Origin of the sequence: Jiangella alba (assembly GCF_900106035.1) — a bacterium.
In the GTDB taxonomy this organism is placed as follows: domain Bacteria; phylum Actinomycetota; class Actinomycetes; order Jiangellales; family Jiangellaceae; genus Jiangella; species Jiangella alba.
On record NZ_FNUC01000002.1, the window covers coordinates 64,713 to 88,704 of the forward strand.

The window sequence follows — 23,992 nt, forward strand, 5'->3', positions numbered from 1 at the left end:
GGTCATCGCAGGTGGGGGAGCGAGGGATGCACCGGGCGGCCGGTGACCAGGGCCGCGCCGTCGGTGAAGCCCTCCGGCCGGTCGGTGAGCTCGCGGATCAGCCGCTCGCGCCACGGCGCGACCCGCGACGGTCCGCCGGGACCCGCGGCCAGGTCGTGCGTCTCGGCGGGGTCGTCGACCAGGTCGAAGAGTTGTTCGTGCCCGCTGCCGCTGAACCAGACGTACTTGGTGCGGCCGTCGGTGAGCCAGTGCAGGGACTGCTCGAACAGGATGTGCTCGCCGTGCAGGACGTCGCGCCACCCGGCGCCGGCCCCGCCGCGAGCCAGTTCGAGCAGGCTGTGGCCCTCCACCGACGCCGGAACGGGCACGCCCGCACACTCCAGCAGCGTCGGCATGACGTCGCGGAGCTCGACCACCTCGTCCCGCACGGCTCCGCCGGCGAGGTCGCTGCCGGGCGGGCCGGCCAGGATCATCGGGATGCGCGCGGACCCCTCGTACGGGAACGCCTTCCGGAACAGGTGGTGGTCGCCGAGCATCTCGCCGTGGTCGGCGACGAAACAAACGTAGGTCGAGTCGGCGAGACCGTGCTGGTCCAGCTCGCCCAGCAGGAAGTTCACCTGCTGGTCGACGTGCGACATGTGACCGTAGTAGCCGGCCCTGGCCCGCCGCAGCGCCGCCGGCGACACCTCGGCGGCGAACGCGGCCGGGTCGCCGGGCCGGCGGAACTGGGCGAACACGTCCGCCCAGTCGCCGACCGGCGGGTCGGGCATCGGGGCGTCGAGGTACTGCTCGAACGCCCACGCGGGCGGGTCGTACGGCGGATGCGGGGCGTTGAACGACGCGAACAGGAAGAACGGCGCGCGCGGGTCGCGGCGGCGCAGGAAGTCCGCGGCCTGGGTCGCCACGAAGTTCGTGGGATGCGTGTGCTCCGGCTTGTCCCAGGGCCGGGCGACGAGCGAGTTGCTGTCGAGGCCGTGGTCGAAGAACGTGGCGTCGCGGCCCAGCTCCCGGCGCAGCCAGGGCAGGTAGTCGTCGATGAGGTCGGGGTCGCGGCCCTGCTGCCGAGCCGTGCGGATCAACCCGGTGGGACTGTGCAGGACGACGTGTTCGAACCCGATCCGGGACCGTTCGGGGTGGACGTGCAGCTTGCCCACGGCCTCGGTCTGGTAGCCGGCGCGGGTGAGCTCGCCGGCCAGCGTCGTCGGGTAGTCCCAGTCGACGCCGTCGAGGTAGCTGACCCGGCCGTGGGTGCGCTGCGACAAGCCGGTGTGCAGCGCCGTTCGAGCCGGGACGCAGGTGGGGACCGCGGAGTACGCGCGGTCGAAGCGCACGCCGCGACCGGCCAGCGCGTCCAGGTACGGCGTCGACACCACCGGATGGCCGGCTCCGCTCAGGCAGTCGCCCCGCCACTGGTCGGCCATGATCAGCACGACGTTCGGTCTGCTGGCGGCGTCGCCGGGATCGGACACGGAACTCCTTCCGTCGGGCCGGCGACCTCGACCAGCCGGGTGACTGCGATCCTGCTGATGCCCCAACGGTTCTGTCAATGGACTAATTCAAATTAGATCGCCGTCTGGCGTCCTCGTCGTCGTGAAGCACTATCCCCCTACGCCCCTCTTGACAGCACCGGCAGGCGACCCTACTGTGACGCCCTAATTCGAATTCGGAGGGACGTCACATGGCGAGAAGGCCACGGCAGCGCGACATCGCCCGGCTCGCGGGGGTCTCCCAGACCACCGTCTCGCTGACCCTCAACGGCAAGACGGCCGAGCACGGCATCAACAGCGAGACCGAGCAGAAGATCATGGCGGCGGCCCGGCAGCTCGGCTACGTCCCGAACGTCACCGCCCGTGCCCTGCGCGGCGGGCGCAACGGCCTGATCGGCGTGCACTCCTTCGAGCCGCTGTTCCCGACCAGCGCGGGCAGCTACTACGCCGAGATGATGGTCGGCATCGAGCAGCAGGCCATCGGATCTGGCCAGGACCTCGTGATCTTCACGTCGATCCACCAGGACGAAGGCCCGGCGACCATCTTCCACGAGGGCCGCAACCGGCTGCGCATCGCCGACGGCGCCATCATCCTCGGGTTCGACCAGCACGACGACGAGCTGGCGCGGCTGGCCGCCGACGGCTTCCCGTTCGTGTTCATCGGCCGCCGGGAACAGGCCGCGGCGCTGATGCCGTACGTGACGGCCGACTACGACGCGGCGGTCCGCGACGTCGTCCGGCGCCTGCACGAGAACGGTCACCGCGACGTCGTCTACGTCGGTGTCCCGGACCACGCCGAGCCCCGGGTCGAGCGTCGCGTGGCGTTCCGCGCCGCCTGCGCCGAACTGGGCCTGACCATCGTCGACGAGATGCTCGTCGCACCCGCCGACCTTGACGCCGAGCGGCTCACCCGGGTGCTCGACGCCGGGGCGACCGCCGCGGTCGGCGAGGGGGTGGCGTCGCTGGAACGGATCGCGCAGCTGTGTGCGGGGCTCGGCGTCGACATCCCAGGCCGGCTGTCCGTCGTCGGGCTCGACTCCATCGACACCGCCACCCACCCGTGGACCCACTTCGAGGTGCCGCGGCGCGCCATCGGAGCGCGCGCCGTGACCCTGCTCCTCGAAGTCCTCGACGGCAGGCACGAACTGACCCACCACGAACGGCTGCCGTGTCCGTTCGAACCCGGGGCCACGCTCGCCCCCGCACCCGAGTCACCTCTCGCGTCACCCGCATGACCGCGCCGGCGGCCGGCCCGAGCCGCACACACGCACGTCCCCGCACGGAGGAACTCCACGATGACGAGGATGATCCCGAAGGCACCAGCCGGCGTCCTGGCCGGCACCCTGGCGACGGCGCTGCTGCTCACCGCCTGTGGCGGCGGCCAGGCGGCTGGCGACGACGGTGACGGCGGCGGCCCGCTGGTCGTCTGGTTCCCGGGCAACTCCGAGGAGGAGATGGCCCTGGTCAACGACACCATCGTGCCGGCGTTCGAGGAAGAGACCGGCGCCGACGTCGAGGTCACGTTCGTCGACTGGGCCGACATGTCGCCCAAGCTCAACGCCGCCTTCGCCGCCGGCACCGCGCCGGACGTCGTCGGCCACGGCATCGCGGCCGCCGCCGACCTGGTGGCGAACGACCGCGTCGAGGACCTCACGCCGTACGTCGAGGAGCTGGACCCGGCGCTGCGCGACGACATGTCCACCGCGATCGAGGGCGGCAAGGTCGACGGCAAGTACACGATCATGCCGTTGCTCATGTCGATCCGGATGATCGTCTACAGCGGCGCCGACTTCGCGGCCGCGGGCCTCGACCCGGACGACCCGCCGGCCACGTGGGAAGACGTCAAGGAGATCGCGCAGACGCTCACCGTGCGCGAGGGCGACCAGATCAGCCGCGCTGGACTGGCCGTCCCCAGCCAGCCGATCGCCGCCCAGCAGAGCTTCGCCACCCTGCTGTGGTCCAACGGCGGTGAGCTGCTTGCCGACGACGCCTCCGAGGCGACCCTGGACACGCCGGAGGCCGAGGAGGCGCTGGCCTACTTCGCGGGCCTGTATCAGGGCCCCGACGCGGTCGACAACCAGCTCGGCACGGCGTGGTCCGACGCCCCGGAGGCGCAGCACCCCGTGGTCACCGGCGCGGCCGCCATGGAACTGGCCATCGCCGGCACCATCGCGAAGCTCCAGGCGGCCGCGCCGGACCGCGACCTGCGGCTCATGCCGCCACCGTCCTTCGACGGCCACGAGCCCGCCGCCTTCGGCGGCCCGGCCAACGGCCTGATGATCAACAAGGACAGTGCGAACAAGGACCTGGCCTGGGACTTCATCGAGTACATGATCGACCCCGAGGTCAACGTCGACTACGTCCAGTCGCTCGGCGGCCTGCCCATCCACGCCTCGTCCGCCGACGCGGAGGCGTTCGCGTCGAACCCGGAGCTGCAGCGGGCGGTCGAGGCGCTGTCGGCGAGCCGCGGCAACCCGAACGTCGTCGGCTGGGTCCAGATGCGTGACGCCATGGGCCAGTTCCTCGAGCGGGCGATCCACGGCGAGGCCAGCCCCGCCGACGCGCTCGAGCAGGCCGACGCCGAGGTGGAGAAGATCCTTGGCTCCTGAAACCGCCTCGGTGACGGGCCGGCCGGCGGGTGCGCCGGCCGGGCCCGGCCGAGGCCGCGTGCGGGCGCGGCGCGGCGGCGGCCCCAAGCGGCCGATCAGCCGCCCCGCCCTGTACGGGATGCTGTTCGTGCTGCCGGCCACGCTGTACGTGCTGGTCTTCCAGCTCGGGCCGGTGCTCTACGGCCTGGTCCTCAGCTTCAGCCAGTACAGCCCGCTGAGCCGGTCCGGGCCGCAGTTCATCGGCCTGGACAACTACCGGTCCCTCGTCGGCGACCCGGAGTTCGGCCGGGCGCTCGCGGTCACCGGCCGGTACGTCCTGCAGGTGCTGCCGTTCACGGTCGTCATCGCGCTCGGCCTCGCCCTGCTGTCCAACCGCGCCGTCCGCGGCATCGGCCTGTTCCGCACCGCGATGTACGTCCCGCACGTGATCTCGCTGACCGCGGTCAGCATGATCTGGCTCTGGATCTACTCCGACAACGGCCTGGTCAACGAGATCCTGGGGTTCTTCGGACTCTCCGAGCAACGCTGGCTCACCACCGAGAGCGCGGCGCTCAACGCCGCGTCGGCGATGCGGGTGTGGAAGGCGCTGGGCAGCAACATGGTGCTGCTGCTGGCCGGGCTCCAGACCATCCCGAAGGACCTCTACGAGGCGGCCCGGGTCGACGGCGCCGGCGCCTGGCAGCAGTTCCGGTACGTCACCCTGCCGGGGCTGCGGCCCATGCTCACCTACGTCGTCGCCATGGACATCATCTACCTGGCGCAGGGCTTCACCGAGATCTTCGTGCTGACCCAGGGCGGGCCCTACGGCAGCACGACGACGGTCAACTACCTCATCTACACCGAGGCCTTCCAGTACAACGAGATGGGCAGCGCGTCGGCCATGGCCTTCGTCCTCTTCGCGTTCATCGCGGGCCTGTCGCTGGTCGCCATCCGCGGCGGGCGGGGGAGGCGGTCATGACGACGATGACCCTGCGGCGCCGCGCGTCGGGGCGGAACTGGCCGCGGATCGCCGTGCTGACGGTGGTCACCGCGCTGGTGCTGCTGCCGTTCATCTGGATGGTCAGCCTCGCGTTCACGCCCGAGGGTGAGACGGTCGCCGGCGCGAACCTGATCCCGGCGAACCCGACGCTGGCGAACTTCTCCGTCGCGTTCCAGGCGGCCGACCTCGGCCGGGCGTTCGCCAACTCGACGTTCGTCACCGTCGTCACCGTGGCGACGAACTGCGTCGTGCCGGTCATCGCCGGCTACGCGTTCGCCCACCTGCCGTTCCGCGGCAGCAAGGCGCTGTTCTACGTGCTGATCTCGACGGCGGCGATCCCGGTGTCGGTGACCCTCGTCCCGCTGTTCCTCATGGCGAAGAACTTCCCGCTGGCCGGCGGCAACGACATTCTCGGCAACGGCGGCAGCGGCCTGCTCGACACCGTCGGCGGACTGCTGCTGCCGTACCTGGTCGGCACCATGAACATCTTCCTCTCGCGGCAGTACTTCGCCGGCATGGACCGCGACTTCGCCGAGGCGGCGCGCATCGACGGCGCGAGCGAGCTGCGCATCTTCGCAAAGGTGTACCTGCCGATGGCCAGGCCGCTGATCGCGCTGGTCGCCGTCTTCTCGTTCACCGGAGCGTGGGACGACTTCCTCTGGCCGCTGGTGGTCTCGACGTCGGAGAACAGCACGACGGTGCAGCTGGCGATCACCACGTTCGCGTCGACCGGGAACGTGAAGTACGGCGCGCTGATGGCGGCGACGATCATCGTCAGCCTGCCGGTGCTGCTGGTGTTCCTGCTCAACCAGCGCAGCTTCATCTCCGGCTTGTCCGAGGGCGGCGTCAAGGGCTGATCCGCCCGGCCGCCTCGCCTCACTCATCTCCTACCGGAACGGAAAGGGCTTCGTGCTGACCGACAACGCAGACCTCCTCATCATCGGCGGCGGACTGGGCGGCGTCGCGGCCGCCCGCGCGGCGCTGACGCTGGGCCGGCGGGTGATCCTCACCGAGTCCGGCGACTGGCTGGGCGGCCAGCTGACCGGCCAGGCGGTCCCGCCGGACGAGCACCCGTGGATCGAGGGCGAGCACGTGTCCGCCGGCTACCGGGAGCTGCGCGGCCGGATCCGCGACTTCTACCGCCGCAACCACCCGCTGACGCCCGAGGCACGGGCCGACGAGCACCTGAATCCGGGGCAGGGGTTCGTGTCGGCGCTGTGCCACGAGCCGCGGGTCGCCGCCCTGGTGCTCGAGGAGATGGTGTCGCCGTGGCTGTCCTCCGGCGCCCTGACGCTGCTGCGCGGGGTGACGCCGGTGGCCGCGGCGCGCGACGGCGACCGTGTCACGTCGGTGACCGTGCGCGACCGGTCGGGCGCGGAGACGGTGCTGCGTGGTGACGTCGTCCTCGACGCCACCGAGCTCGGCGACCTGCTGGAACTGGCCGGCGTCCCGCACGTGATCGGCGCGGAGTCGAAGGCCGAGACCGGCGAGTTGCACGCCCTGGACCGGGCCGACCCGCTGGACCAGCAGGCGATCACGTGGTGCGCGGCGGTGGAGTACTGCCCCGGCGAGTCGCACGTGATCCCGGAGCCGGCCGGCTACGCCCGGTGGCGCGACACCGCCGACCCGCGCTGGCCCGGCTCGCAGCTGTCGTGGAACGACGTCCACCCGATCACCCTGGAGGAGCGGCACCGGCCGCTGTTCGCCGGAGCGCCGGCCGACGCGGTCACCGGCGCCGAGCGCGACCTGTGGCACTACCGCCGCATCGTCGCCCGCCGGCACTTCGACCACACGTTCGCCGGCGGCGACGTCACCCTGATCAACTGGCCGCACGTCGACTACTGGGAGCTGCCGCTGCTCGGCGTCGACGCCGGCACCCGGCGGCGGGCGGTGGCCGAGGCGCGCGAGCTGACTCTGTCGTTCGTCCACTGGATGCAGACCGCGGCCCCGCGCAGCGACGGCGGCACCGGCTATCCCGAGCTGCGGCTGCGCGGCGACGTGCTCGGCACCGACGACGGGCTGGCGCGGGAGCCGTACATCCGCGAGTCGCGGCGGATCCGGGCGGCCTTCACCGTCACCGAGGCGCACATCGGCCGGGCGATGCGCGGCCGCGGCGCCGGGTCGGAGATCTTCCCGGACAGCGTCGGCATCGGCTATTACCGCATCGACCTGCACCCGTCCACGTCCGGCCGCAGCTATGTCGACATCGCCTCCTACCCGTTCCAGATCCCGCTCGGGGCGCTGGTCCCGACCTCGGTGTCGAACCTGCTGCCGGCGAACAAGAACATCGGCACCACTCACATCACCAACGGCGCCTACCGGCTGCACCCGGTCGAGTGGTCGATCGGCGAGGCGGCCGGCGCGCTGGCGGCCTACTGCCTCGAGGCCGGCCGCAGCCCCGCGCAGGTGCACGCCGACCCCGCGGACGTCCGCAAGCTGCAGGACCTGCTGGGCGAGTCGCTGGGCGTGCCGCTGGCCTGGCCCGACGAGATTCGGCGTCACGGGGGGAGCGGCGAGCCCGACGAGTAGAGTGTCGGGCGACATGAGCAAACATTCCGTCGCGATCGTCACGCTCGGCTGCAGCCGCAACGAGGTCGACTCCGAAGAACTGGCCGGCCGTCTCGACGCCGACGGCTTCGAGCTCGTCGCCGACCCCGCGTCCGCCGAGACCGTCCTGGTCAACACCTGCGGCTTCGTCGAGCAGGCCAAGAAGGACTCCGTCGACTCCCTGCTGGCCGCCGCCGACCTCAAGACGTCCGGCGCCACCAAGGCCGTCGTCGCGGTCGGCTGCATGGCCGAGCGGTACGGCGTCGAGCTGGCGTCCGAGCTGCCCGAAGCTGACGCCGTTCTGGGCTTCGACGACTACGCGGCCATCGGCGAGCGGCTGCGGGGGATCCTCGGCGGCGCGGCGCACGTCGCGCACGTGCCGCGCGACCGCCGCAAGCTGCTGCCCGTCACCCCGGTCGAGCGACAGGCCGCCGCCTACGCCGCGCCCGACCTCCCGGCCGGGATGTCGCCGGCGTCCGGGCCGCGGGCGGTGCGGCGGCGGCTCGACGGCGGTCCCATGGCGCCGCTGAAGCTGGCCAGCGGCTGCGACCGCGCCTGCACGTTCTGCGCCATCCCGATGTTCCGCGGCTCGTTCCTGTCCCGCCGCCCGTCCGACGTGCTGGCCGACGCGCGCTGGCTGGCCGAGCAGGGCGTGCGCGAGCTGTTCCTCGTCAGCGAGAACTCGACGTCGTACGGCAAGGACCTCGGCGACCTCCGGCTGCTGGAGACGCTGCTGCCGTCGCTGGCCGAGGTCGACGGCATCGAGCGGGTGCGGGTGTCGTACCTGCAGCCGGCCGAGATGCGCCCCACGCTGGTCGATGCCATGCTCTCCACGCCCGGCGTCGTCCCGTACTTCGACCTGTCCTTCCAGCACGCAAGCACGCCGCTGCTGCGCCGGATGAAGCGGTTCGGCGGGACCGACTCGTTCCTCTCGCTGATCGAGTCGGTGCGGTCCCGGGTGCCGGCCGCCGGCGTCCGGTCCAACGTCATCGTCGGGTTCCCCGGCGAGACCGAGGACGACGTCGCCGAGCTGGAGTCGTTCCTCACCCAGGCCCGCCTCGACGTCGTCGGCGTGTTCGGCTACTCCGACGAGGACGGCACCGAGGCCGCGTCGTTCGACGGCAAGCTCGACGCCGACGAGATCTCCGAACGGGTCGAGCGCATCGGCGACCTCGTCGAGGAGCTGGTCGCCCAGCGTGCCGAGGACCGCGTCGGCGAGACGGTGTCCGTGCTGGTCGAGTCGGTGCTGCCGGACGGCCGGGTCGAGGGCCGGGCCGAGCACCAGGGCCCCGAGGTCGACGGCACCACCGTGGTGTCCGGCGTCAGCGCGGCCGTCGGCGACATCGTCACGGCCATCGTTACCGGCAGTGACGGCGCCGACCTGCTCGCCGTCCCCTAACCTTGCCCCGTGGCCGAACCGTCGACCTCCCCGCCCAGCCCGTGGAACGTCGCCAACGCGCTGACCATTCTGCGGGTGGTGCTGGTGCCGCTGTTCGGCTGGCTGCTGCTGCGGCACGGGGGCGACGACGACGCGTCGCGGGTGGCCGCGTTCGTCGCGTTCGGCGTCGCGATGACGACCGACCGGCTCGACGGCGACCTCGCGCGGCGCCGCGGCCTGGTCACCGACTTCGGCAAGATCGCCGACCCGATCGCCGACAAGGCGCTCACCGGCATGGCGTTCGTCGGGCTGTCGCTGCTCGGTGAGCTGCCCTGGTGGGTGACGGTGATCGTGCTGGTGCGCGAGTGGGGCATCACGGTGCTGCGGTTCGCCGTCATCCGGTACGGCGTCATGGCGGCCAACCGCGGCGGCAAGCTGAAGACCGTCCTGCAGACGCTGGCGCTGGGCCTGTACATCCTGCCGCTGCCCGGCTGGTTCGACCCGATCGAGGCGACGGTCATGGCGGCCGCCGTCATCGTCACCGTCGTCACCGGCGTCGACTACGTGTTGTCGGCGATCCGGCTGCGGCGGAGCGCGACACCGTGAACGCCGTCGCCGCCTCGGTGGTGGCCCAGCTGGCCGGCCGCGGGCTGACGGTCGCCGCGGCGGAGTCGCTGACCGGCGGGCTGGTGTGCGCGGCGCTGACGTCGGTTCCGGGGTCGTCCGCGGTGGTCCGGGGTGGGGTGGTGGTGTACGCGACCTCGTTGAAGGAGTCGCTGGCCGGGGTGCCCGCTGCGGTGCTGGCGGCCGACGGTCCGGTGGCGGCGTCGACGGCCGCGGCCATGGCGTCCGGCGTGCGCGACCGGCTGGGCGCGTCCGTCGGTGTGGCGACGACCGGGGTGGCCGGGCCCGATTCCCAGGACGGTCACCCGCCGGGCACCGTGCACGTCGCGGTGGCCTCCTCCGACGGCGGGGTGCGGGTGCGCTCGTTCACCGGCCCGACGGCGCTTCGCGGCGACCGGTCGGAGGTGCGGGCGGCGACCGTGGCGGCCGTTCTGGAGCTGTTGTCCGAGGTGTGAGATGCCGTCGAGGCCGCCGGGAATCCTGGGGCGTGCCGGGGCGTTTCAGACCGTGAGATGAATTCTTCTGTGCACCCCGTCGTTCCCGGCGAGGCTGGAAACGCAAACGTACGAAACAGAAGGTACGGTGGACTCAAGCACAGTCGAGACGAATCGCGAGAGGGGTAGCCGATGGTTCTCATCAGACGGCTCGTCGGCGATGTCTTGAGGCGTCGCCGTATCGAGCAGGGCCGCACCCTTCGCGAGATCTCGGCCGCGGCACGCGTGAGTCTCGGGTACCTGTCCGAGGTCGAGCGTGGCCGCAAGGAAGCGTCGTCCGAGCTGCTCGCGGCCATCTGCGAGGCGCTGGATCTTCCGATGTCCGAGGTGCTGCGTGAGGTCAGCGACGAGATGATGCGTGTCGAGGCGGCGGCGGTGGGTGCGCTCACCGAGCTGCGTCCCCGCGAGTCCGCCCGGCCTCGCGACGTCGTCAGGGTCGGCTGACGCTGCTGCCGGAGTCGTTGCCGCGGTCGAAGCCTGCCCCGGAGTTCCGTGACGCCATGGCCCGCCTGGCGGGTGGTGTGGCGTTGCTCACGGTGCTCGATCCGGTCGGGCGCGACTGCGGCCTCACCGTCACCGCCGTGTCGTCGGTGTCGTTGGAGCCGCCGCTGGTGCTGGCGTGCGTCAAGAAGGACGGCTTCATCCACGACGCCCTCTTCGTCGCCGACGGCTGGTCGCTGTCGTTCCTGGCCGCCGACCAGCTGGCGCTGTCCGACTACGCCGCCCGCGAGCGCCACCCCGGCGCCCGCGACGACTTCTCGCCCTGGCCGACGCGCCGTGCCGCCCGCGGCGAACTGATCTTCACCGGCGCCGTCGCCGCCGTCGAATGCGCCCCGTTCTCCCTGGTCGACGCCGGTGACCACACCATCGCCCTGGGCCGCGTCACCTCCGTCGCCCGCGACGCCGACGGTGCAGTGCCGCTGGTTCACGTGGATCGGCGCTACTACGAGCCCGGCCCCGAGGTCTCCTGACGCACCCCACCGCCCGTTGCCCGGCCCCGGGCACCCGCGGCCTGCCGCCTGGCGCCCGCCTCCCAGCCCTTGGCACCCGCCGCCCGGCGTCGCGGGCGCGGCGGCGTCAGCGGATGACCGATGAGGCGGTCGGACCGGGGCGCACCATGAACTTGTCGATCGACTCGATCGGCGCGAACCCCAGCGGCGCGTACACCCCGTGCGCGTCGAGGGTGGCCAGCATCCAGCGCTCGACGGCGGCGTGTTCGGGGTGTTCCAGGACGGCGTTGACCAGGACTCTGGCCAGCCCCTTCCCGCGGTGCTCGGGCAGCACGAACACGTCGGCCAGCCACGCGAACGTCGTCCCGTCGCCGACGACGCGGGCGAACCCGCCCTGCGCACCGTCGGGTGCGTAGAGGCCGACGCAGTCGGAGCGGCGCAGCGCCCGTTCCACCGTCTCGCGTGAACGGTGCTTGCTCCAGTACGTCGTCAGCAGGAACCCGACGATGACGTCGAGATCGAGCCGCTCCGGGTCGTCGTCGACCTCGTAGCCGGCGTGCGTCGCGAGGATCATTCGGTCAGGCTACTCACCACGGCCGGGTCCGGGTCCGCGTGCCTTGCCTCGCGCACGTCCCGTGCCGCCGGTCGGAGGTGGGCCTGCGCCTGCACCGCGGAGTGGCGGTCTTGGCGGGGGTGACGCTGGTGCCAATGGTTGGCGTCTGGGTCACCCGTGGCGGTCATCGGGTGCCTGCGCGTGGGGTGACGCTGGTGCCAACGGTTGGCGTGTGGGTCACCCTGTGGCGGTCGAGGTCGCGGGGTGTTGGGGCGGGGGTGACGGCGGTGCCAATGGTTGGCGTCTGGGTCACCCGTGGCGGTCATCGGGTGCCTGCGCGTGGGGTGACGGCGGTGCCAACGGTTGGCGTCTGGGTCACCCGTGGCGGTCATCGGGTGCCTGCGCGTGGGGTGACGGCGGTGCCAACGGTTGGCGTCTGAGTCACCCGGCTCGGTCGCCCGGTCCTGGGGTCGGCGGCGGCTCGATGGCTGCCCGGCCGGCGCGCCTGGCCAGCGCTGACCTGGGAGCGGGCCGGCGATGTCGTGCCGAGCAGGCTCCGCGGCGTCCGGCGTCCGGCGTCCGGCGGGCTGTGCGGCGTCCATGGGGCTCGGTCGTGTCCGGCGGGGTCGGTCGCGTTCAGCAGGCTCTGTCACGCCCGAGCCAGCTCGGTAACACCCAGCAGAACTCCGTCGCGACCAGCTGGTTCGCGCGGCGAGGTCAGCGCGGCGTGGGCCGGTTTTCAGCCGCGCAGGCGCAGCCCCCGTGGCGTGACGTGGAAGCCGGCGGCGGTGAGGGCCTCGCCCAGGGGAGTGGCGGTGACCTGGGCGCCGTCGGCACGTTCGACCCGCAGCGCGCCGAGCGCACCCTCGCGCACCGACAGCGCCAGCGCGTCGGCCGCCGCGCGGAGCCGGTCGGGCTCGTCGGTCCAGGACAGCAGCGTGCGGCCGCCGCGCTCGACGTACAGGGAGAGCTCGCCGTCGATCAGCACGACCAGCGCGCCCGCCTTGCGGCCTGGCCGATGCCCCGCCGACCCCGACTCGCCGCGTTCCGGCCACGGCAGCGCCGCGCCGTACGGGTTGGCCGGGTCGGTCGCCGCCAGCACCAGCGCGCTGGCCGGCCGGGCGTCGTCGAGGTGGGAGAACGAACGCAGCCGGTCGACCGCACCGGGCGTGCCGAACTGCGCCGCACCCAGGCCGGCGACGAAGTAGCCGCGCCGGGCCCGGCCGGTGTCCTCGAACGCCGACAGCACCCGGTACGCCGCCGCGAACCCGCCGGGCAGCCGCTCGGCCTGCACCGCACCGCGCGTCACGACGCCGTGCCGGTCGAGCAGCGCCTCGGCGGCCGCATGCGCGCGCCGCGTGGTGTCGGTGTCGCGGTCGGGCAGCAGCGACCACCGTCCGGCCGCCGCCGGAGGTCCCGAGCGCGACGGCATCGAAGACCGTCCGCGCGCATACCGCGACCGCGGCCGGGCCGGCCGGGACCGGTGCGCCGGCCGTCCGGTCAGCAGCGACCGCAACGGCGTCAGCGTGTCGTTGGTGACCAGGCCGGCCCACACCAGATCCCACAGCGCCGTCGTCAGCGTCGCGTCCTCGGGCGGCGTCGGCACCAGCGCCGTCACCGCGTCGCTGAGCTGCCGGAAGAAGTACGCCCCGCCGCCGTCGAGAGTCTCGAGCACCGCCCTGTGCAGCTCGCCCTCGGCGTCGGCGAGATCGACGTCGGGCAACGTGAGGTGCGCGGCGTCGGCGAGGTGCAGCGACACCCACCCGTCCGACCCCGGCAGCGTGCCGTGCCCCGACCACACCACCTCGCCGGCCGCCGTCAGCTCGTCCAGCCAGGCCGGCGAGTAGCCGGCGACCCGGACCGGCAGCACCAGCGACTCCAGTGCGCTGGCCGGCACCGCCGCCCCGCCCAGTTGCTCGACCACGCGCAGCACGCCGTCGGCGCCGCGCAGCGAACTGCCCACCGACTGCCACGCCGGCAGGAACCGCCCCAGCGTCGCGGCGTCGACCGGCTCGGCCTCCTTGCGCAGCGCCGCCAGCGACCGGCGTCGCAGCAGCCGCAGCACTTCAGCGTCGCACCACTCGGTGCCGGTGCGCCCGGGCCGCAGCTCGCCCTCGACGACGCGGCCCTCGGCCGACAGCCGGCGCAGCGTCGACACGACCACCGCGACGCCCAGCCCGAACCGTTCGGCCAGCTCAGCCGCGTGGAACGGGCCGTGCGTGCGGGCGTACCGGGCCACGATGTCGCCGAGGGGATCGGGCACCGGCGCCGTGAACGCGTCGTGCACCCCGCCGGGCAGCGCCACGCCGAGCGCGTCGCGCAGCCGAGCGGCGTCCTCGACGACGGCCCACACCTCCTGGCCGGCGATGCGCACCGCGATGACGCGCCGCTGTTTCACCAGGTCGTCGAGGTGTCCGGCGGCGTCGGCCGGCTCGACGGACCGGGCCGCCACCTCGTCCGTCGTCAGCGGGCCGAGCAGCCGCAGGAGGTCGGCCACCCCCTCCGCGTCGCGGGCCCGCCGTTCCGGGACCAGCCGCTGCAGCTCGGCCTCGGTGCGCTCGACCACCTCGAGGTCGAGCAGCTCACGCAGCTCGGTCTGCCCGAGCAGTTCGGCCAACAGCGCGGAGTCGAGTGTCAGCGCCTGTGCCCGCCGCTCGGCCAGCGGGGAGTCGCCCTCGTACATGAACGCCGCGACATACCCGAACAGCAGCGACCGCGCGAACGGCGACGGCGTCGGGGTCTCGACCTCGACCACCTTGATCTGCCGGCCCGCGACGCGGCGCATGAGGTCGCGCAGGCCGTCGAGGTCGTAAACGTCCTGCAGGCACTCGCGCATGGTCTCGAGCAGCATAGGGAACGACCCGTACTTCGACGCGACCTGCAGCAGTTGCGCCGACCGCTGCCGCTGCTGCCACAGCGGCGACCGGCGGTCGGGGGAGCGACGGGGCAGCAGCAGCGCCCGCGCGGCGCACTCGCGGAACCGCGACGCGAACAGCGCCGACCCGCCGACCTCGCCGGTGACGATGTCGTCCAGCTCGTCGGGGTCGAGCACCACCAGCCGGGCGTCGGGCGCCTCGGCGCCGGACAGCTCGTCGACGCCGTCGAGGGTGTCGGGGATGCGCAGCACGATGCCGTCGTCGGCGTGCGCCGCCTGGACGTCGACGCCGTACCGCTCGCGCAGTCGCGCCCCGATGGCCAGCGCCCACGGCGCGTGCACGCGCGCGCCGTACGGCGAGTGCACGATCAGCCGCCAATCGCCGAGCTCGTCGCGGAACCGCTCGACCACCAGCGTGCGGTCGTCGGGCACGTGACCGGTGGCCTCGCGCTGGTCGCGGACGTAGTCGAGGAGGTTGTCGACGGCCCATTCGTCCAGCCCGGCGCCGGCCGCGCGCTCGCGCGCCTTCGGCTCGGGCAGCTTGTTGATCTCGCGGACGAACCCGCCGACGGCCGCGCCCAGCTCGGCCGGGCGGCCCAAGGTGTCGCCGTGCCAGAACGGCAGCTTGCCCGGGTGGCCGGGTGCGGGGGAGACCATGACGCGGTCGTGCGTGATGTCTTCGATGCGCCAGCTGGTGGCGCCCAGCGCGAACACGTCGCCGACCCGCGACTCGTAGACCATCTCCTCGTCCAGCTCGCCGACCCGCGCGCCGCCGCGGCGGGGATCGGAGCCGACCAGGAACACGCCGAACAGCCCGCGGTCGGGAATGGTGCCGCCGCTGGTGACGGCGAGCCGCTGCGCGCCCGGGCGGCCCTTGAGCACGCCGCCGGTGCGGTCCCAGACCAGCCGCGGCCGCAGCTCGGCGAACTCGTCGGACGGGTAGCGCCCGGCCAGCATGTCGAGGACGGCGTCGTACGACGACTGCGGCAGCGTGGCGAACGGATGCGACCGTCTGACCAGCGACAACAGGTCGTCGACCGGCCAATCGTCCATGGCCACCATGGCCACGATCTGCTGGGCGAGGACGTCGAGCGGGTTGCGCGGGACGGTGAGCTGCTCGATCTGCCCGGACACCATGCGCTCGGCGACGACGGCGGTCTGCACGAGGTCGCCGCGGTACTTCGGGAACAGCACGCCGCTGGACACCGCGCCCACCTGGTGGCCGGCCCGCCCGACCCGCTGCAGCCCGCTGGCCACCGACGGCGGCGACTCGACCTGCACGACGAGGTCGACCGCGCCCATGTCGATGCCGAGTTCGAGGCTGCTGGTGGCGACCACGGCGGGCAGCCGGCCGGACTTGAGGTCGTCCTCGATGAGCGCTCGCTGCTCCTTGCTGACCGAGCCGTGGTGCGCCCGCGCGATGGTGGCCGCGGCGCCGTGCGACGAACCGGCCTGCGCCATCAGCGACGCGGGCGGCGGATGCCGGGTGATGGGTGGCTCGTCGGCCGGACGGTCCTCGGCGCGCTCGCTCGCGATCTCGTTCAGCCGCGCCGTCAGCCGCTCGGCCAGCCGCCGCGAGTTGGCGAACACGATGGTGGACTCGTGTTGTTCGACGAGGTCGACGACGCGCTGCTCGACGTGTGGCCAGATGGAGGCGTTGCCGCCGTCGCCGTCCTCGTCGAACCCGACGGGAGCCGGGACCGGCGGCGCGACGGCGTCGAGCTCGTCGAGGTCGGGCACAGGGACGACGACCTTGAGGTCCCACTGCTTCTCGCTGGGCGGCGTGACGACCTCGACCGGGTGGCTGCCGCCGAGGAACCGGGCCACCTCTTCGATGGGGCGGACCGTCGCGGACAGCCCGATGCGCTGGGCCGGGCGTTCGAGCAGCGCGTCGAGCCGTTCCAGTGACAGCGCCAGGTGCGCGCCCCGCTTGCTGCCCGCGACCGCGTGCACCTCGTCGACGACCACCGTCTCGACGTAGCGCAGCGACTCGCGCGCCTGCGACGTGAGCAGCAGGAACAGCGACTCGGGGGTGGTGATGAGGATGTCGGGCGGGCGTTTGGCGAACCGGCGCCGCTCGTCGGCCGGGGTGTCGCCGGTGCGCACGCCGACGCTGATGCCCGGTGACGGTACGCCCAGCCGGGCCGCGGCGTGCCCGATGCCGGCCAGCGGAGAGCGCAGGTTCCGCTCGACGTCGACCGTCAGCGCCTTCAGCGGCGAGACGTAGAGGACGCGGCAGCGGTGGGTGGGATCGTCGGGTTCCGGCTCGGAGGCCAGCTGGTCGAGCGCCCACAGGAACGCCGCGAGCGTCTTGCCTGACCCCGTCGGCGCCACCACCAGCGCGTTGTGGCCGGCCGCGACCGACCGCCAGGCGCCCTCCTGCGCCGCCGTGGGCGCGGCGAACGACCCGGCGAACCACGCACGCGTGGCCGGGCCGAACAGGTCGAGGACGTCGTTCATGGACCCATCATCGCGCGACCCACCGACAAGGTCGGCGCGGTCGGCGGTGAGGGATACTGACGTGGTGCGATTGACCGACTTCTGGGAGCGGATGGAGCACCAGCTGGGCTCCTCCTACGCCGACTCATGGGCGCGCGACTACGTCATCGAGGGCCTCGGCGGGCGGACGGTGCACCAGGCGCTCGCGGCGGGCGAGGACACCAAGGTGGTCTGGCGGGCCGTCTGCGAGGCGCTGCGGCTGCCGCCGAGCGAACGCTGACGCCGTCCGCCCTTGACCTCGACCGAGGTTGAGGTCGCAGCCCGGAGAGGTGACGGATAACTCGGATGCCGATTGTCGGACCGGGGAGGTAGCGTCCCGAATCGTGACCCATGCCGACCAGCCGATGATCACTGCCCACCGCCTCACCAAGCGGTTCGGCGGCTTCACCGCGGTCGACGGCATCGACGTCGAGGTGCGGCGGGGCGAGGCGTTCGGGTTCCTCGGCCCGAACGGCGCGGGCAAGTCGTCGACCATGCGCATGATCGGCTGCGTGTCGCCGCCGTCCGACGGCAGCCTGCGCATCCTCGGCCTCGATCCGGCGAAGGACGGGCCGGCCATCCGGGCGCGGCTGGGGGTGGTGCCGCAGCGCGACACCCTCGACGAGGAGCTGACAGTGCGCGAGAACATCCTCGTGTACGGCCGCTACTTCGGGCTGTCCCGGGCGCACGTGCGGGCCAAGGCCGACGAGCTGCTCGAGTTCGCCCAGCTCACCGAGCGTGCCGACAGCGTCGTCGAGCCGTTGTCCGGCGGCATGAAACGGCGGCTGACCATCGCGCGGTCGCTGGTCAACGACCCCGAGCTGCTGCTCCTCGACGAACCCACCACCGGCCTCGACCCGCAGGCGAGGCACGTCCTGTGGGATCGCCTGTTCCGGCTGAAACGCTCGGGCGTCACGCTGGTGCTCACCACGCACTACATGGACGAGGCCGAGCAGCTCTGCGACCGCCTGGTCGTCATGGACGGCGGCCGCATCGTCGCCGAGGGGTCGCCGCGCGAGCTCATCGCGCTGCACGCCACCCGCGAGGTGCTCGAACTGCGCTTCGCCGACGACGACCACGCGCCGTACGCGGCCAAGCTCACCGACCTCGCCCAGCGCGTCGAGGTGCTGCCCGACCGCCTGCTCCTCTACACCGACGACGGCGACGCCACCGCCGCCGCGGTGCAGCAGCGCGGGCTGCAGCCGCTGTCCGTCCTGGCCCGCCGCTCGACGCTCGAGGACGTGTTCCTGCACCTCACCGGCCGGACGCTGGTCGACTGATGGCGACGACACACGCGCAGCCGCGCGAGGGGCGCATGGCCGGCCGGGCGTTCGCGTACTGGCTCACGAACTACCGCCGGGTGTGGCAGGGCACCATCATCAGCGGCTTCCTCGGGCCGCTGTTCTTCCTGGTCGCCATGGGTTTCGGCCTCGGTTCACTGGTCGACGGCGACGGGCTGGCCGCGCCCGGGTACGTCGAGTTCATCGCGCCCGGCATCCTCGCCGCGCAGGCCATGCAGACCGCCGTCGGCGAGTCGACGTTCCCGGTCATGGGCGCGCTGAAGTGGCAGCGCCAGTACCACGCCATGCTGGCCGCGCCGCTGGGCGTCGCCGATCTCGTCCTCGGGCACGTCGCGTTCGTCGCCATGCGGGTGGCCATCACCAGCGTCGCGTTCGCCGTCGTCGCCGTCGCGCTGGGCGCCATCACGTCGTGGTGGGTGCTGCTGGCGGTGCCGGCGGCCATGCTCACGGGGCTCGCGTTCACCACACCGGTCTTCGCGTTCGCCGCCCGGCAGGACAACGACGCCGGCTTCAACGTGCTGTTCCGGTTCGTCGTCATGCCGATGTTCCTGTTCTCCGGCACGTTCTTCCCGGTCTCGCAGCTGCCCGGCGTGCTCGAGGCCGTCGCCATGGCCACGCCGCTGTGGCACGGCGTCGAGCTGTGCCGCGGCCTGGTCCTCGGCACGGCCACGGCGGCCGGCTCGATCGGGCACGTCGCCTACCTGGCGCTCTGGGCCGTGGGCGGGCTGTGGCTGGCGTTCGCGAGCTTCCGGAAGCGGCTGGTCACATGAGCGCCGTCGCCGCCATCGCCCGGGCGCTGCCCATCCCGGCCGGCGCGGGGCTGGCCCGCACGCTGATCGAACGCAACGCCCGCGCGTTCAGGCACGGCTGGGTCACGCTGGTCAGCGGCGTCTTCGAGCCGATCTTCTACCTGTTCTCGCTCGGCGTCGGGCTCGGCGCGCTCATCGGCGACGTCGACGCCGGCGGCGGGCGCATGGTCGAGTACGCCGCCTACGTCGCGCCGGCCATGATGGCGGCCGCCGCCATGAACGGCGCCGTGTTCGACTCCACGTTCAACCTGTTCTTCAAGCTCAAGTACGCCAAGCTGTACGACTCCGTGCTGGCCACGCCGCTCGGGCCGCGCGACGTCGCCGTCGGCGAGATCGGGTGGGCGCTGCTGCGCGGGCTGCTGTACTCCACGACGTTCCTGGTCGTGGCCGCGGCCACCGGCGTCGTGCACTCGTGGTGGGCGCTGCTGGCGCTGCCCGCGGCCAGCCTCATCGGGCTCGCGTTCGCCGCCGTCGGCATGTCCGTCACGACGTATCTGCGCAGCTGGCAGGACTTCGACTACATCCAGTTGGCGCTGCTGCCGATGTTCCTGTTCTCGGCCACGTTCTATCCGCTGTCGACGTACGACGAGTCGATCCGGTGGATCGTGCAGGCGACGCCGCTTTACCACGGCGTCGCGATGATCAGGGACCTCATGCTCGGCGACGTCGCGTGGGGCATCCTTGCGCACGTGGCGTATCTCGCGGTCATGGGACTGATCGGCGTGCTGTTCGCGGCCCGGCGCATCGAACGGCTGCTGCTGCGGTGACGGCGGAGGGAGCCGCGGCGGACGGAGCCGGGACGAACGAGGCGCAGCTGGAGACGGCGGCCGTCCAGCGGCAGACCGTGCGGACGCTCGTCGCCAGCCAGGTCGCCGGCGGGCTCGGCGTGTCCGCGGCCATCGCCGTCGGCGCCGTCGTCGTCACCGACGTGTTCGGCCGCGACGACCTCTCCGGCCTGGTGCAGAGCGCGCAGGTGCTCGGCGCGGCGCTGCTGGCCATGCCGGCGGCGTCGCTGGCGATGACCTACGGGCGGCGCGTCGGACTCGGCGTGACGTACGTGCTCGGCGCGGTGGGCGCGCTGATCGCGGTCGTCGCCACGGAGCTGGAGCTGTTCCCGCTGCTGCTGTTCGGCACGGCGCTGCTGGGCGGCGGGACGGCGGCCGGGTTGCAGGCCCGCTACGCCGCCACCGACCTCGCGCCGGCCGCCGGGCGGGGCCGCGCGCTCTCCGTCGTCGTCTGGTCCACCACGGTGGGCGCGGTGGCCGGGCCGAACCTCGCCGGTCCGTCCGGCGACCTCGCGTCGGCGCTGGGCATCGAGCCGCTGGCCGGGCCGTTCCTCATCGGCGCCGTGGTGCTCGGGCTGGGCGGGCTGGTCATCCTGACCAGGCTGCGGCCCGATCCGCTGCTGACGGCGCGCCGCCGGGGCAGCGCGTCCGGCGACCCGCCCGTACGGCGCCGGGGCGTGCTCAGAGCCGGGTGGACGGCCATCGCGGCCAGCCCGCCCGCGGTGCTCGGGCTGGTCGCCATCGTCGTCGGGCACACCGTCATGGTGACGGTCATGGTCATGACGCCCGTGCACATGACGCACGGCGGCGCCTCGATCTCGATCATCGGCTTCGTCATCAGCGTCCACGTGGCCGGCATGTACGCCTTCTCGCCGATCATGGGCTGGCTGGCCGACAACGTCGGCCGGGTGCCGGTCATCCTGGGCGGCGTCATCGTGCTGCTCGGGTCGGTGGCGCTGGCGGGGACGGCGCACGAGGGGCACTCACCGGGGCTGACGGCCGGGTTGTTCCTGCTCGGCCTGGGGTGGTCGGCGTGCATGGTGGCGGGCTCGACGCTGCTGACCGACGCCGTCGAGGTGGCCGAGCGGCCGGCCGTGCAGGGCGCGTCCGATCTGCTGATGGGCCTGGCGGCGGCCGGCGGGGGAGCGCTGGCCGGTGTCGTCGTCGGGTCGTACGGGTACGGCGTGCTGAACGCCGCCGCTGCCGTCCTGCTGGCCGCTCCGGTCATCGCGATGCTGATTCCGGCGTGTCGCTCGCTCTCGAACACCCGTTCGGCATAGAGTCTCTTCTGTCCACACCGGCGATCGGTCGGCGCGGTTGTCCACAGGTTCGGAATTCGTTCTCGATCTTGTCAGTGGCACCGCGTAACGTCTCCGGCGATGACCAAGAAAACGCAGGGCCGTGCGCCGGCCCGTCGACCCCAGGTGGTGCCCATGGCTGTTTCCGCGGATCGCGACAAGGCGCTCGAAGCCGCGCTCGCGCAGATCGAGCGCTCGTTCGGCAAGGGCTCGGTGATGCGGCTGGGCGAGGAGGCCCGGGTCCCCATCGAGGTGATCCCCACCGGCGCCATCTCCCTCGACGTCGCGCTCGGCATCGGCGGGCTGCCGCGCGGCCGGGTGATCGAGGTGTACGGCCCCGAGTCCTCCGGTAAGACCACCGTCGCGCTGCACGCGGTGGCCAACGCCCAGCGCGCCGGCGGCGTCGCAGGCTTCATCGACGCCGAGCACGCGCTCGACCCCGACTACGCGAAGGCGCTGGGGGTCGACACCGACTCCCTGCTCGTCTCCCAGCCCGACACCGGTGAGCAGGCGCTCGAGATCGCCGACACCCTCATCCGCTCCGGCGCCCTCGACATCATCGTCGTCGACTCGGTGGCGGCGCTGGTGCCCAAGGCCGAGATCGAGGGCGAGATGGGCGACAGCCACGTCGGCCTGCAGGCCCGGCTGATGAGCCAGGCGCTGCGGAAGATCGCCGGCGCGCTGAGCCAGTCCAAGACCACCGCCATCTTCATCAACCAGCTGCGCGAGAAGATCGGCGTGTTCTTCGGCTCGCCCGAGACCACCACCGGCGGCAAGGCGCTGAAGTTCTACGCCTCCGTCCGCCTCGACGTCCGCCGCATCGAGACGCTCAAGGACGGCACCGACGCGGTCGGCAACCGCACCCGCGTCAAGGTGGTCAAGAACAAGGTGGCCCCGCCGTTCAAGCAGGCCGAGTTCGACATCATCTACGGCGAGGGCATCAGCCGCGAGGGCGGCCTCATCGACCTCGGCGTCGAGCAGAGCATCGTGCGCAAGTCCGGTGCCTGGTACACGTACGAGGGCGACCAGTTGGGGCAGGGCAAGGAGAACGCCCGCAACTTCCTCAAGGACAACCCCGACCTCGCCGACGAGATCGAGAAGAAGATCAAGGAGAAGCTCGGCGTCGGCCCGAAGCTCGACGCCGCCGTCGAAGAGGCTCCGGTCGACTTCTGAGCCGGTCATGGTGAGCAACAACGCCGGGCGGTCGCGGCGCGGCCGCCCGGACGATCTCGAGCGGGTGGACGAGTCCGCCCGCCGGGCGTCGGCTGACCGAACGAACGCCGCCGACGGCCGCGACGATCCCGAGATCGGTGGCGAGCATGCCGCCGACGCCGGAGCCCTCGACATCCGCGGCGGCGGTGCGGACGCCGGAGCCCGCAACGATTCCGGTGTCGGCGGTGATCGTGGTGAGCATGCCGCCGACGCCGGAGCCCTCGACGTCCGCGGCGGCGGTGCGGACGCCGGAGCCCGCAACGATTCCGGTGTCGGCGGTGATCGTGGTGAGCATGTCGCCGACGCCGGAGCCCGCGACGTTGGTGGCGAGCACGGCTCCGACGCTGGAGCTGGGTGGGGACGTGAGCCCGATGCCCGCGCTCCCCGTAGTGGCCGTCGCGGCCGCGGCCAGGGAGGACATGCTGGTGGCGGGCGGGGCCGGAACGAGCGCGGCGGCAGCCGTGGTGGCGGTCGCGGCGGTCGTGGTGGCCGCGACGGTGGGCCGGAGGCCGAGTCCGGCGCCCGGGCCCGTGCCGGTACCGACGCCGACGCGCGCGCCGATGTCGACGCCGATCCGGAGTCGGTGGCGCGGACGGTCGCGCTGAACCGGTTGTCGGTCGCGCCGCAGACCCGGGCCCAGCTCGACGCGGCGATGGCGCGCAAGGGCGTGCCGGAAGAGGTTCGCGACGGCGTGCTCGACCGTTTCACCGACGTCGGCCTGGTCGACGATGCGGCGTACGCGCGGGCGTGGGTCGAGTCCCGGCACGCGGGCCGCGGACTGGCCCGTCGCGCCCTTGGCTACGAACTGCGCAAACGCGGCGTCGAACCCGCCGTCGCCGACGACGCGGTCGAGACGCTCGATCCCGAGCAGGAAGCGGCGACTGCCCGTGCCCTCGTCGCCGCGCGGCTGCCGAGCACCCGGCGCCTCGACCCGGTCGCCCGAACTCGCCGGCTCACCGGCCTGCTGGCGCGCAAGGGCTACCCGGCCGGCCTTGCCTTCCGCGTGGTCCGCGAAGCCCTCGAATCCGACGGCGTCGACGGCGTCGACCTTCCCGACGACTTCCTCGCCGACTGACGCCAGGCGCGCTTGCCGGCGAACGCATGAGCGGGGTCGCCGGTGTCGATGTTCTGGGTGATTTCCTGGCGGACTGCGGCCAGGCGCGCTTGATGGCGAACGCGTGAGTGGTGTCGCCGGTGTCGATGTTCTGGGTGATTTCCTGGCGGACTGCGGCCAGGCGCGCTTGATGGCGAACGCATGAGCGGTATTAGCGGCGTCGACCTTCCCGACGACTTCCTCGCCGACTGACGGCATCCGCCCTGCCGGCGAAGGCACGAGGCGGGCCTACGCGGGAAGCGGCAGGGCAGGGAGCGCGCTGTCGGCATGGTCGGCGAGGGGGTGCAAGGGGGCGTGAGCGAGGCGTGGGAGGCGAGGGGAGGTGCGGGCGTGACCGGCGAGCGGAAGCGCGGGCGAGGTTGCGCGGGAAGCGGCAGGCAGGGAGCGCGGTGCGGGCGTGGCCGGCGAGCGGAGGGCGCGGGCGAGGTTGCGAGGGAAGCGGCAGGCAGGGAGCGCGGTGCGGGCGTGGCCGGCGAGCGGAGGGCGCGGGCGAGGCTGC

The 23,992-nt window shown here is 72.8% G+C and carries 20 protein-coding genes and 1 pseudogene; 17 read left to right on the top strand and 4 right to left on the bottom strand.

Annotated elements, in window-relative coordinates:
- Positions 1-2: 2 nt before the first annotated feature.
- Positions 3-1,469 carry an arylsulfatase gene (locus BLV02_RS01730; protein ID WP_074946058.1) on the bottom strand — a complete coding sequence of 489 codons (1,467 nt, stop codon included), beginning with the start codon at positions 1,467-1,469 and terminating at the stop codon, positions 3-5.
- A 209-nt stretch (positions 1,470-1,678) separates the two neighbouring features.
- Between BLV02_RS01730 and BLV02_RS01735 the strand changes: the two genes are divergently transcribed.
- The 10 genes and pseudogenes from BLV02_RS01735 to BLV02_RS01780 all read left to right on the top strand — a co-directional run bounded on the left by BLV02_RS01735 (position 1,679) and on the right by BLV02_RS01780 (position 11,089).
- Positions 1,679-2,722, top strand: coding sequence for a LacI family DNA-binding transcriptional regulator (locus tag BLV02_RS01735; RefSeq protein WP_083289056.1), 1,044 nt, complete (start codon positions 1,679-1,681; stop codon positions 2,720-2,722).
- 60 nt (positions 2,723-2,782) lie between these two features.
- Positions 2,783-4,096, top strand: coding sequence for an ABC transporter substrate-binding protein (locus BLV02_RS01740; RefSeq protein WP_083289055.1), 1,314 nt, complete (start codon positions 2,783-2,785; stop codon positions 4,094-4,096).
- Positions 4,097-4,154: 58 nt separating this feature from the next.
- Entirely contained in the window at positions 4,155-5,054 is a 900-nt protein-coding gene (locus BLV02_RS01745) for a carbohydrate ABC transporter permease (RefSeq protein WP_083289054.1), read from the top strand.
- Positions 5,051-5,932: a carbohydrate ABC transporter permease gene (locus BLV02_RS01750; RefSeq protein ID WP_069113847.1), complete on the top strand. Its 882-nt coding sequence runs from the start codon at positions 5,051-5,053 to the stop codon at positions 5,930-5,932. Before BLV02_RS01745 ends, BLV02_RS01750 begins: the two co-directional genes overlap by 4 nt.
- Positions 5,933-5,984: 52 nt before the next feature.
- Positions 5,985-7,604: an FAD-dependent oxidoreductase gene (locus tag BLV02_RS01755; protein WP_141711768.1), complete on the top strand. Its 1,620-nt coding sequence runs from the start codon at positions 5,985-5,987 to the stop codon at positions 7,602-7,604.
- A gap of 13 nt (positions 7,605-7,617) precedes the next feature.
- The gene (gene rimO, locus BLV02_RS01760; protein WP_069114036.1) at positions 7,618-9,021 is read left to right on the top strand and encodes a 30S ribosomal protein S12 methylthiotransferase RimO; all 1,404 of its coding nucleotides are present in this window, start codon (positions 7,618-7,620) and stop codon (positions 9,019-9,021) included.
- 9 nt (positions 9,022-9,030) lie between these two features.
- Positions 9,031-9,606: a CDP-diacylglycerol--glycerol-3-phosphate 3-phosphatidyltransferase gene (gene pgsA, locus BLV02_RS01765; RefSeq protein WP_069113846.1), complete on the top strand. Its 576-nt coding sequence runs from the start codon at positions 9,031-9,033 to the stop codon at positions 9,604-9,606.
- On the top strand, positions 9,603-10,079 hold the full coding sequence (locus BLV02_RS01770) for a CinA family protein (RefSeq protein ID WP_069113845.1): 477 nt from the start codon (positions 9,603-9,605) through the stop codon (positions 10,077-10,079). Before pgsA ends, BLV02_RS01770 begins: the two co-directional genes overlap by 4 nt.
- A gap of 171 nt (positions 10,080-10,250) precedes the next feature.
- Positions 10,251-10,520: pseudogene (locus BLV02_RS01775) on the top strand (helix-turn-helix domain-containing protein); the annotation flags it as partial.
- Positions 10,521-10,618: 98 nt separating this feature from the next.
- Positions 10,619-11,089, top strand: coding sequence for a flavin reductase family protein (locus BLV02_RS01780; protein WP_069113843.1), 471 nt, complete (start codon positions 10,619-10,621; stop codon positions 11,087-11,089).
- A gap of 106 nt (positions 11,090-11,195) precedes the next feature.
- On the opposite strand, the gene BLV02_RS01785 is transcribed toward BLV02_RS01780, so the two are convergent.
- Both BLV02_RS01785 and BLV02_RS01790 read right to left on the bottom strand, forming a co-directional pair.
- Positions 11,196-11,642: a GNAT family N-acetyltransferase gene (locus tag BLV02_RS01785; protein ID WP_069113842.1), complete on the bottom strand. Its 447-nt coding sequence runs from the start codon at positions 11,640-11,642 to the stop codon at positions 11,196-11,198.
- 718 nt (positions 11,643-12,360) lie between these two features.
- Entirely contained in the window at positions 12,361-16,956 is a 4,596-nt protein-coding gene (locus BLV02_RS01790; protein WP_069113841.1) for an ATP-dependent helicase, read from the bottom strand.
- Between the two features lie 64 nt (positions 16,957-17,020).
- Here BLV02_RS01790 and BLV02_RS01795 point away from each other — a divergent pair, with 64 nt between their 5' ends.
- The 6 genes from BLV02_RS01795 (at position 17,021) to recA (ending at position 22,340) form a co-directional block, all read left to right on the top strand.
- Positions 17,021-17,215, top strand: coding sequence for a DUF3046 domain-containing protein (locus tag BLV02_RS01795; RefSeq protein WP_069114035.1), 195 nt, complete (start codon positions 17,021-17,023; stop codon positions 17,213-17,215).
- Positions 17,216-17,339: 124 nt separating this feature from the next.
- Positions 17,340-18,254 carry an ABC transporter ATP-binding protein gene (locus BLV02_RS01800; protein WP_425432566.1) on the top strand — a complete coding sequence of 305 codons (915 nt, stop codon included), beginning with the start codon at positions 17,340-17,342 and terminating at the stop codon, positions 18,252-18,254.
- Positions 18,254-19,045 (top strand): ABC transporter permease, encoded by a 792-nt coding sequence (locus BLV02_RS01805; protein WP_216094460.1) that lies wholly within the window; start codon positions 18,254-18,256, stop codon positions 19,043-19,045. The genes BLV02_RS01800 and BLV02_RS01805 overlap by 1 nt, the downstream gene beginning before the upstream one ends.
- A complete protein-coding gene (locus BLV02_RS01810) occupies positions 19,042-19,851 on the top strand; it encodes an ABC transporter permease (protein WP_069113839.1) in 810 nt (269 codons plus the stop codon). Before BLV02_RS01805 ends, BLV02_RS01810 begins: the two co-directional genes overlap by 4 nt.
- On the top strand, positions 19,848-21,149 hold the full coding sequence (locus BLV02_RS01815; protein WP_069113838.1) for an MFS transporter: 1,302 nt from the start codon (positions 19,848-19,850) through the stop codon (positions 21,147-21,149). Before BLV02_RS01810 ends, BLV02_RS01815 begins: the two co-directional genes overlap by 4 nt.
- A gap of 153 nt (positions 21,150-21,302) precedes the next feature.
- The gene (recA, locus tag BLV02_RS01820) at positions 21,303-22,340 is read left to right on the top strand and encodes a recombinase RecA (protein WP_069114033.1); all 1,038 of its coding nucleotides are present in this window, start codon (positions 21,303-21,305) and stop codon (positions 22,338-22,340) included.
- Here the strand turns inward: recA and BLV02_RS37000 are convergent.
- Positions 22,273-22,713 carry a hypothetical protein gene (locus BLV02_RS37000; RefSeq protein WP_218133491.1) on the bottom strand — a complete coding sequence of 147 codons (441 nt, stop codon included), beginning with the start codon at positions 22,711-22,713 and terminating at the stop codon, positions 22,273-22,275. The genes recA and BLV02_RS37000 overlap by 68 nt on opposite strands.
- Positions 22,714-22,962: 249 nt before the next feature.
- On the opposite strand from BLV02_RS37000, the gene BLV02_RS37005 reads away from it, so the two are divergent.
- Positions 22,963-23,454, top strand: coding sequence for a regulatory protein RecX (locus BLV02_RS37005; RefSeq protein ID WP_069113836.1), 492 nt, complete (start codon positions 22,963-22,965; stop codon positions 23,452-23,454).
- Positions 23,455-23,992 lie beyond the last annotated feature (538 nt).

Excerpts from the sequence above, each read along its gene's own strand:
- rimO (WP_069114036.1), top strand. The coding sequence starts at position 7,618 with ATGAGCAAACATTCCGTCGCGATCGTCACGCTCGGCTGCAGCCGCAAC.
- BLV02_RS01780 (WP_069113843.1), top strand. The coding sequence starts at position 10,619 with ATGGCCCGCCTGGCGGGTGGTGTGGCGTTGCTCACGGTGCTCGATCCG.
- BLV02_RS01785 (WP_069113842.1), bottom strand. The coding sequence starts at position 11,642 with ATGATCCTCGCGACGCACGCCGGCTACGAGGTCGACGACGACCCGGAG.
- BLV02_RS01790 (WP_069113841.1), bottom strand. The coding sequence starts at position 16,956 with ATGAACGACGTCCTCGACCTGTTCGGCCCGGCCACGCGTGCGTGGTTC.
- BLV02_RS01740 (WP_083289055.1), top strand. The coding sequence starts at position 2,783 with ATGACGAGGATGATCCCGAAGGCACCAGCCGGCGTCCTGGCCGGCACC.
- recA (WP_069114033.1), top strand. The coding sequence starts at position 21,303 with ATGGCTGTTTCCGCGGATCGCGACAAGGCGCTCGAAGCCGCGCTCGCG.
- BLV02_RS01735 (WP_083289056.1), top strand. The coding sequence starts at position 1,679 with ATGGCGAGAAGGCCACGGCAGCGCGACATCGCCCGGCTCGCGGGGGTC.
- BLV02_RS01810 (WP_069113839.1), top strand. The coding sequence starts at position 19,042 with ATGAGCGCCGTCGCCGCCATCGCCCGGGCGCTGCCCATCCCGGCCGGC.
- BLV02_RS01805 (WP_216094460.1), top strand. The coding sequence starts at position 18,254 with ATGGCGACGACACACGCGCAGCCGCGCGAGGGGCGCATGGCCGGCCGG.
- BLV02_RS01800 (WP_425432566.1), top strand. The coding sequence starts at position 17,340 with ATGATCACTGCCCACCGCCTCACCAAGCGGTTCGGCGGCTTCACCGCG.
- BLV02_RS01750 (WP_069113847.1), top strand. The coding sequence starts at position 5,051 with ATGACGACGATGACCCTGCGGCGCCGCGCGTCGGGGCGGAACTGGCCG.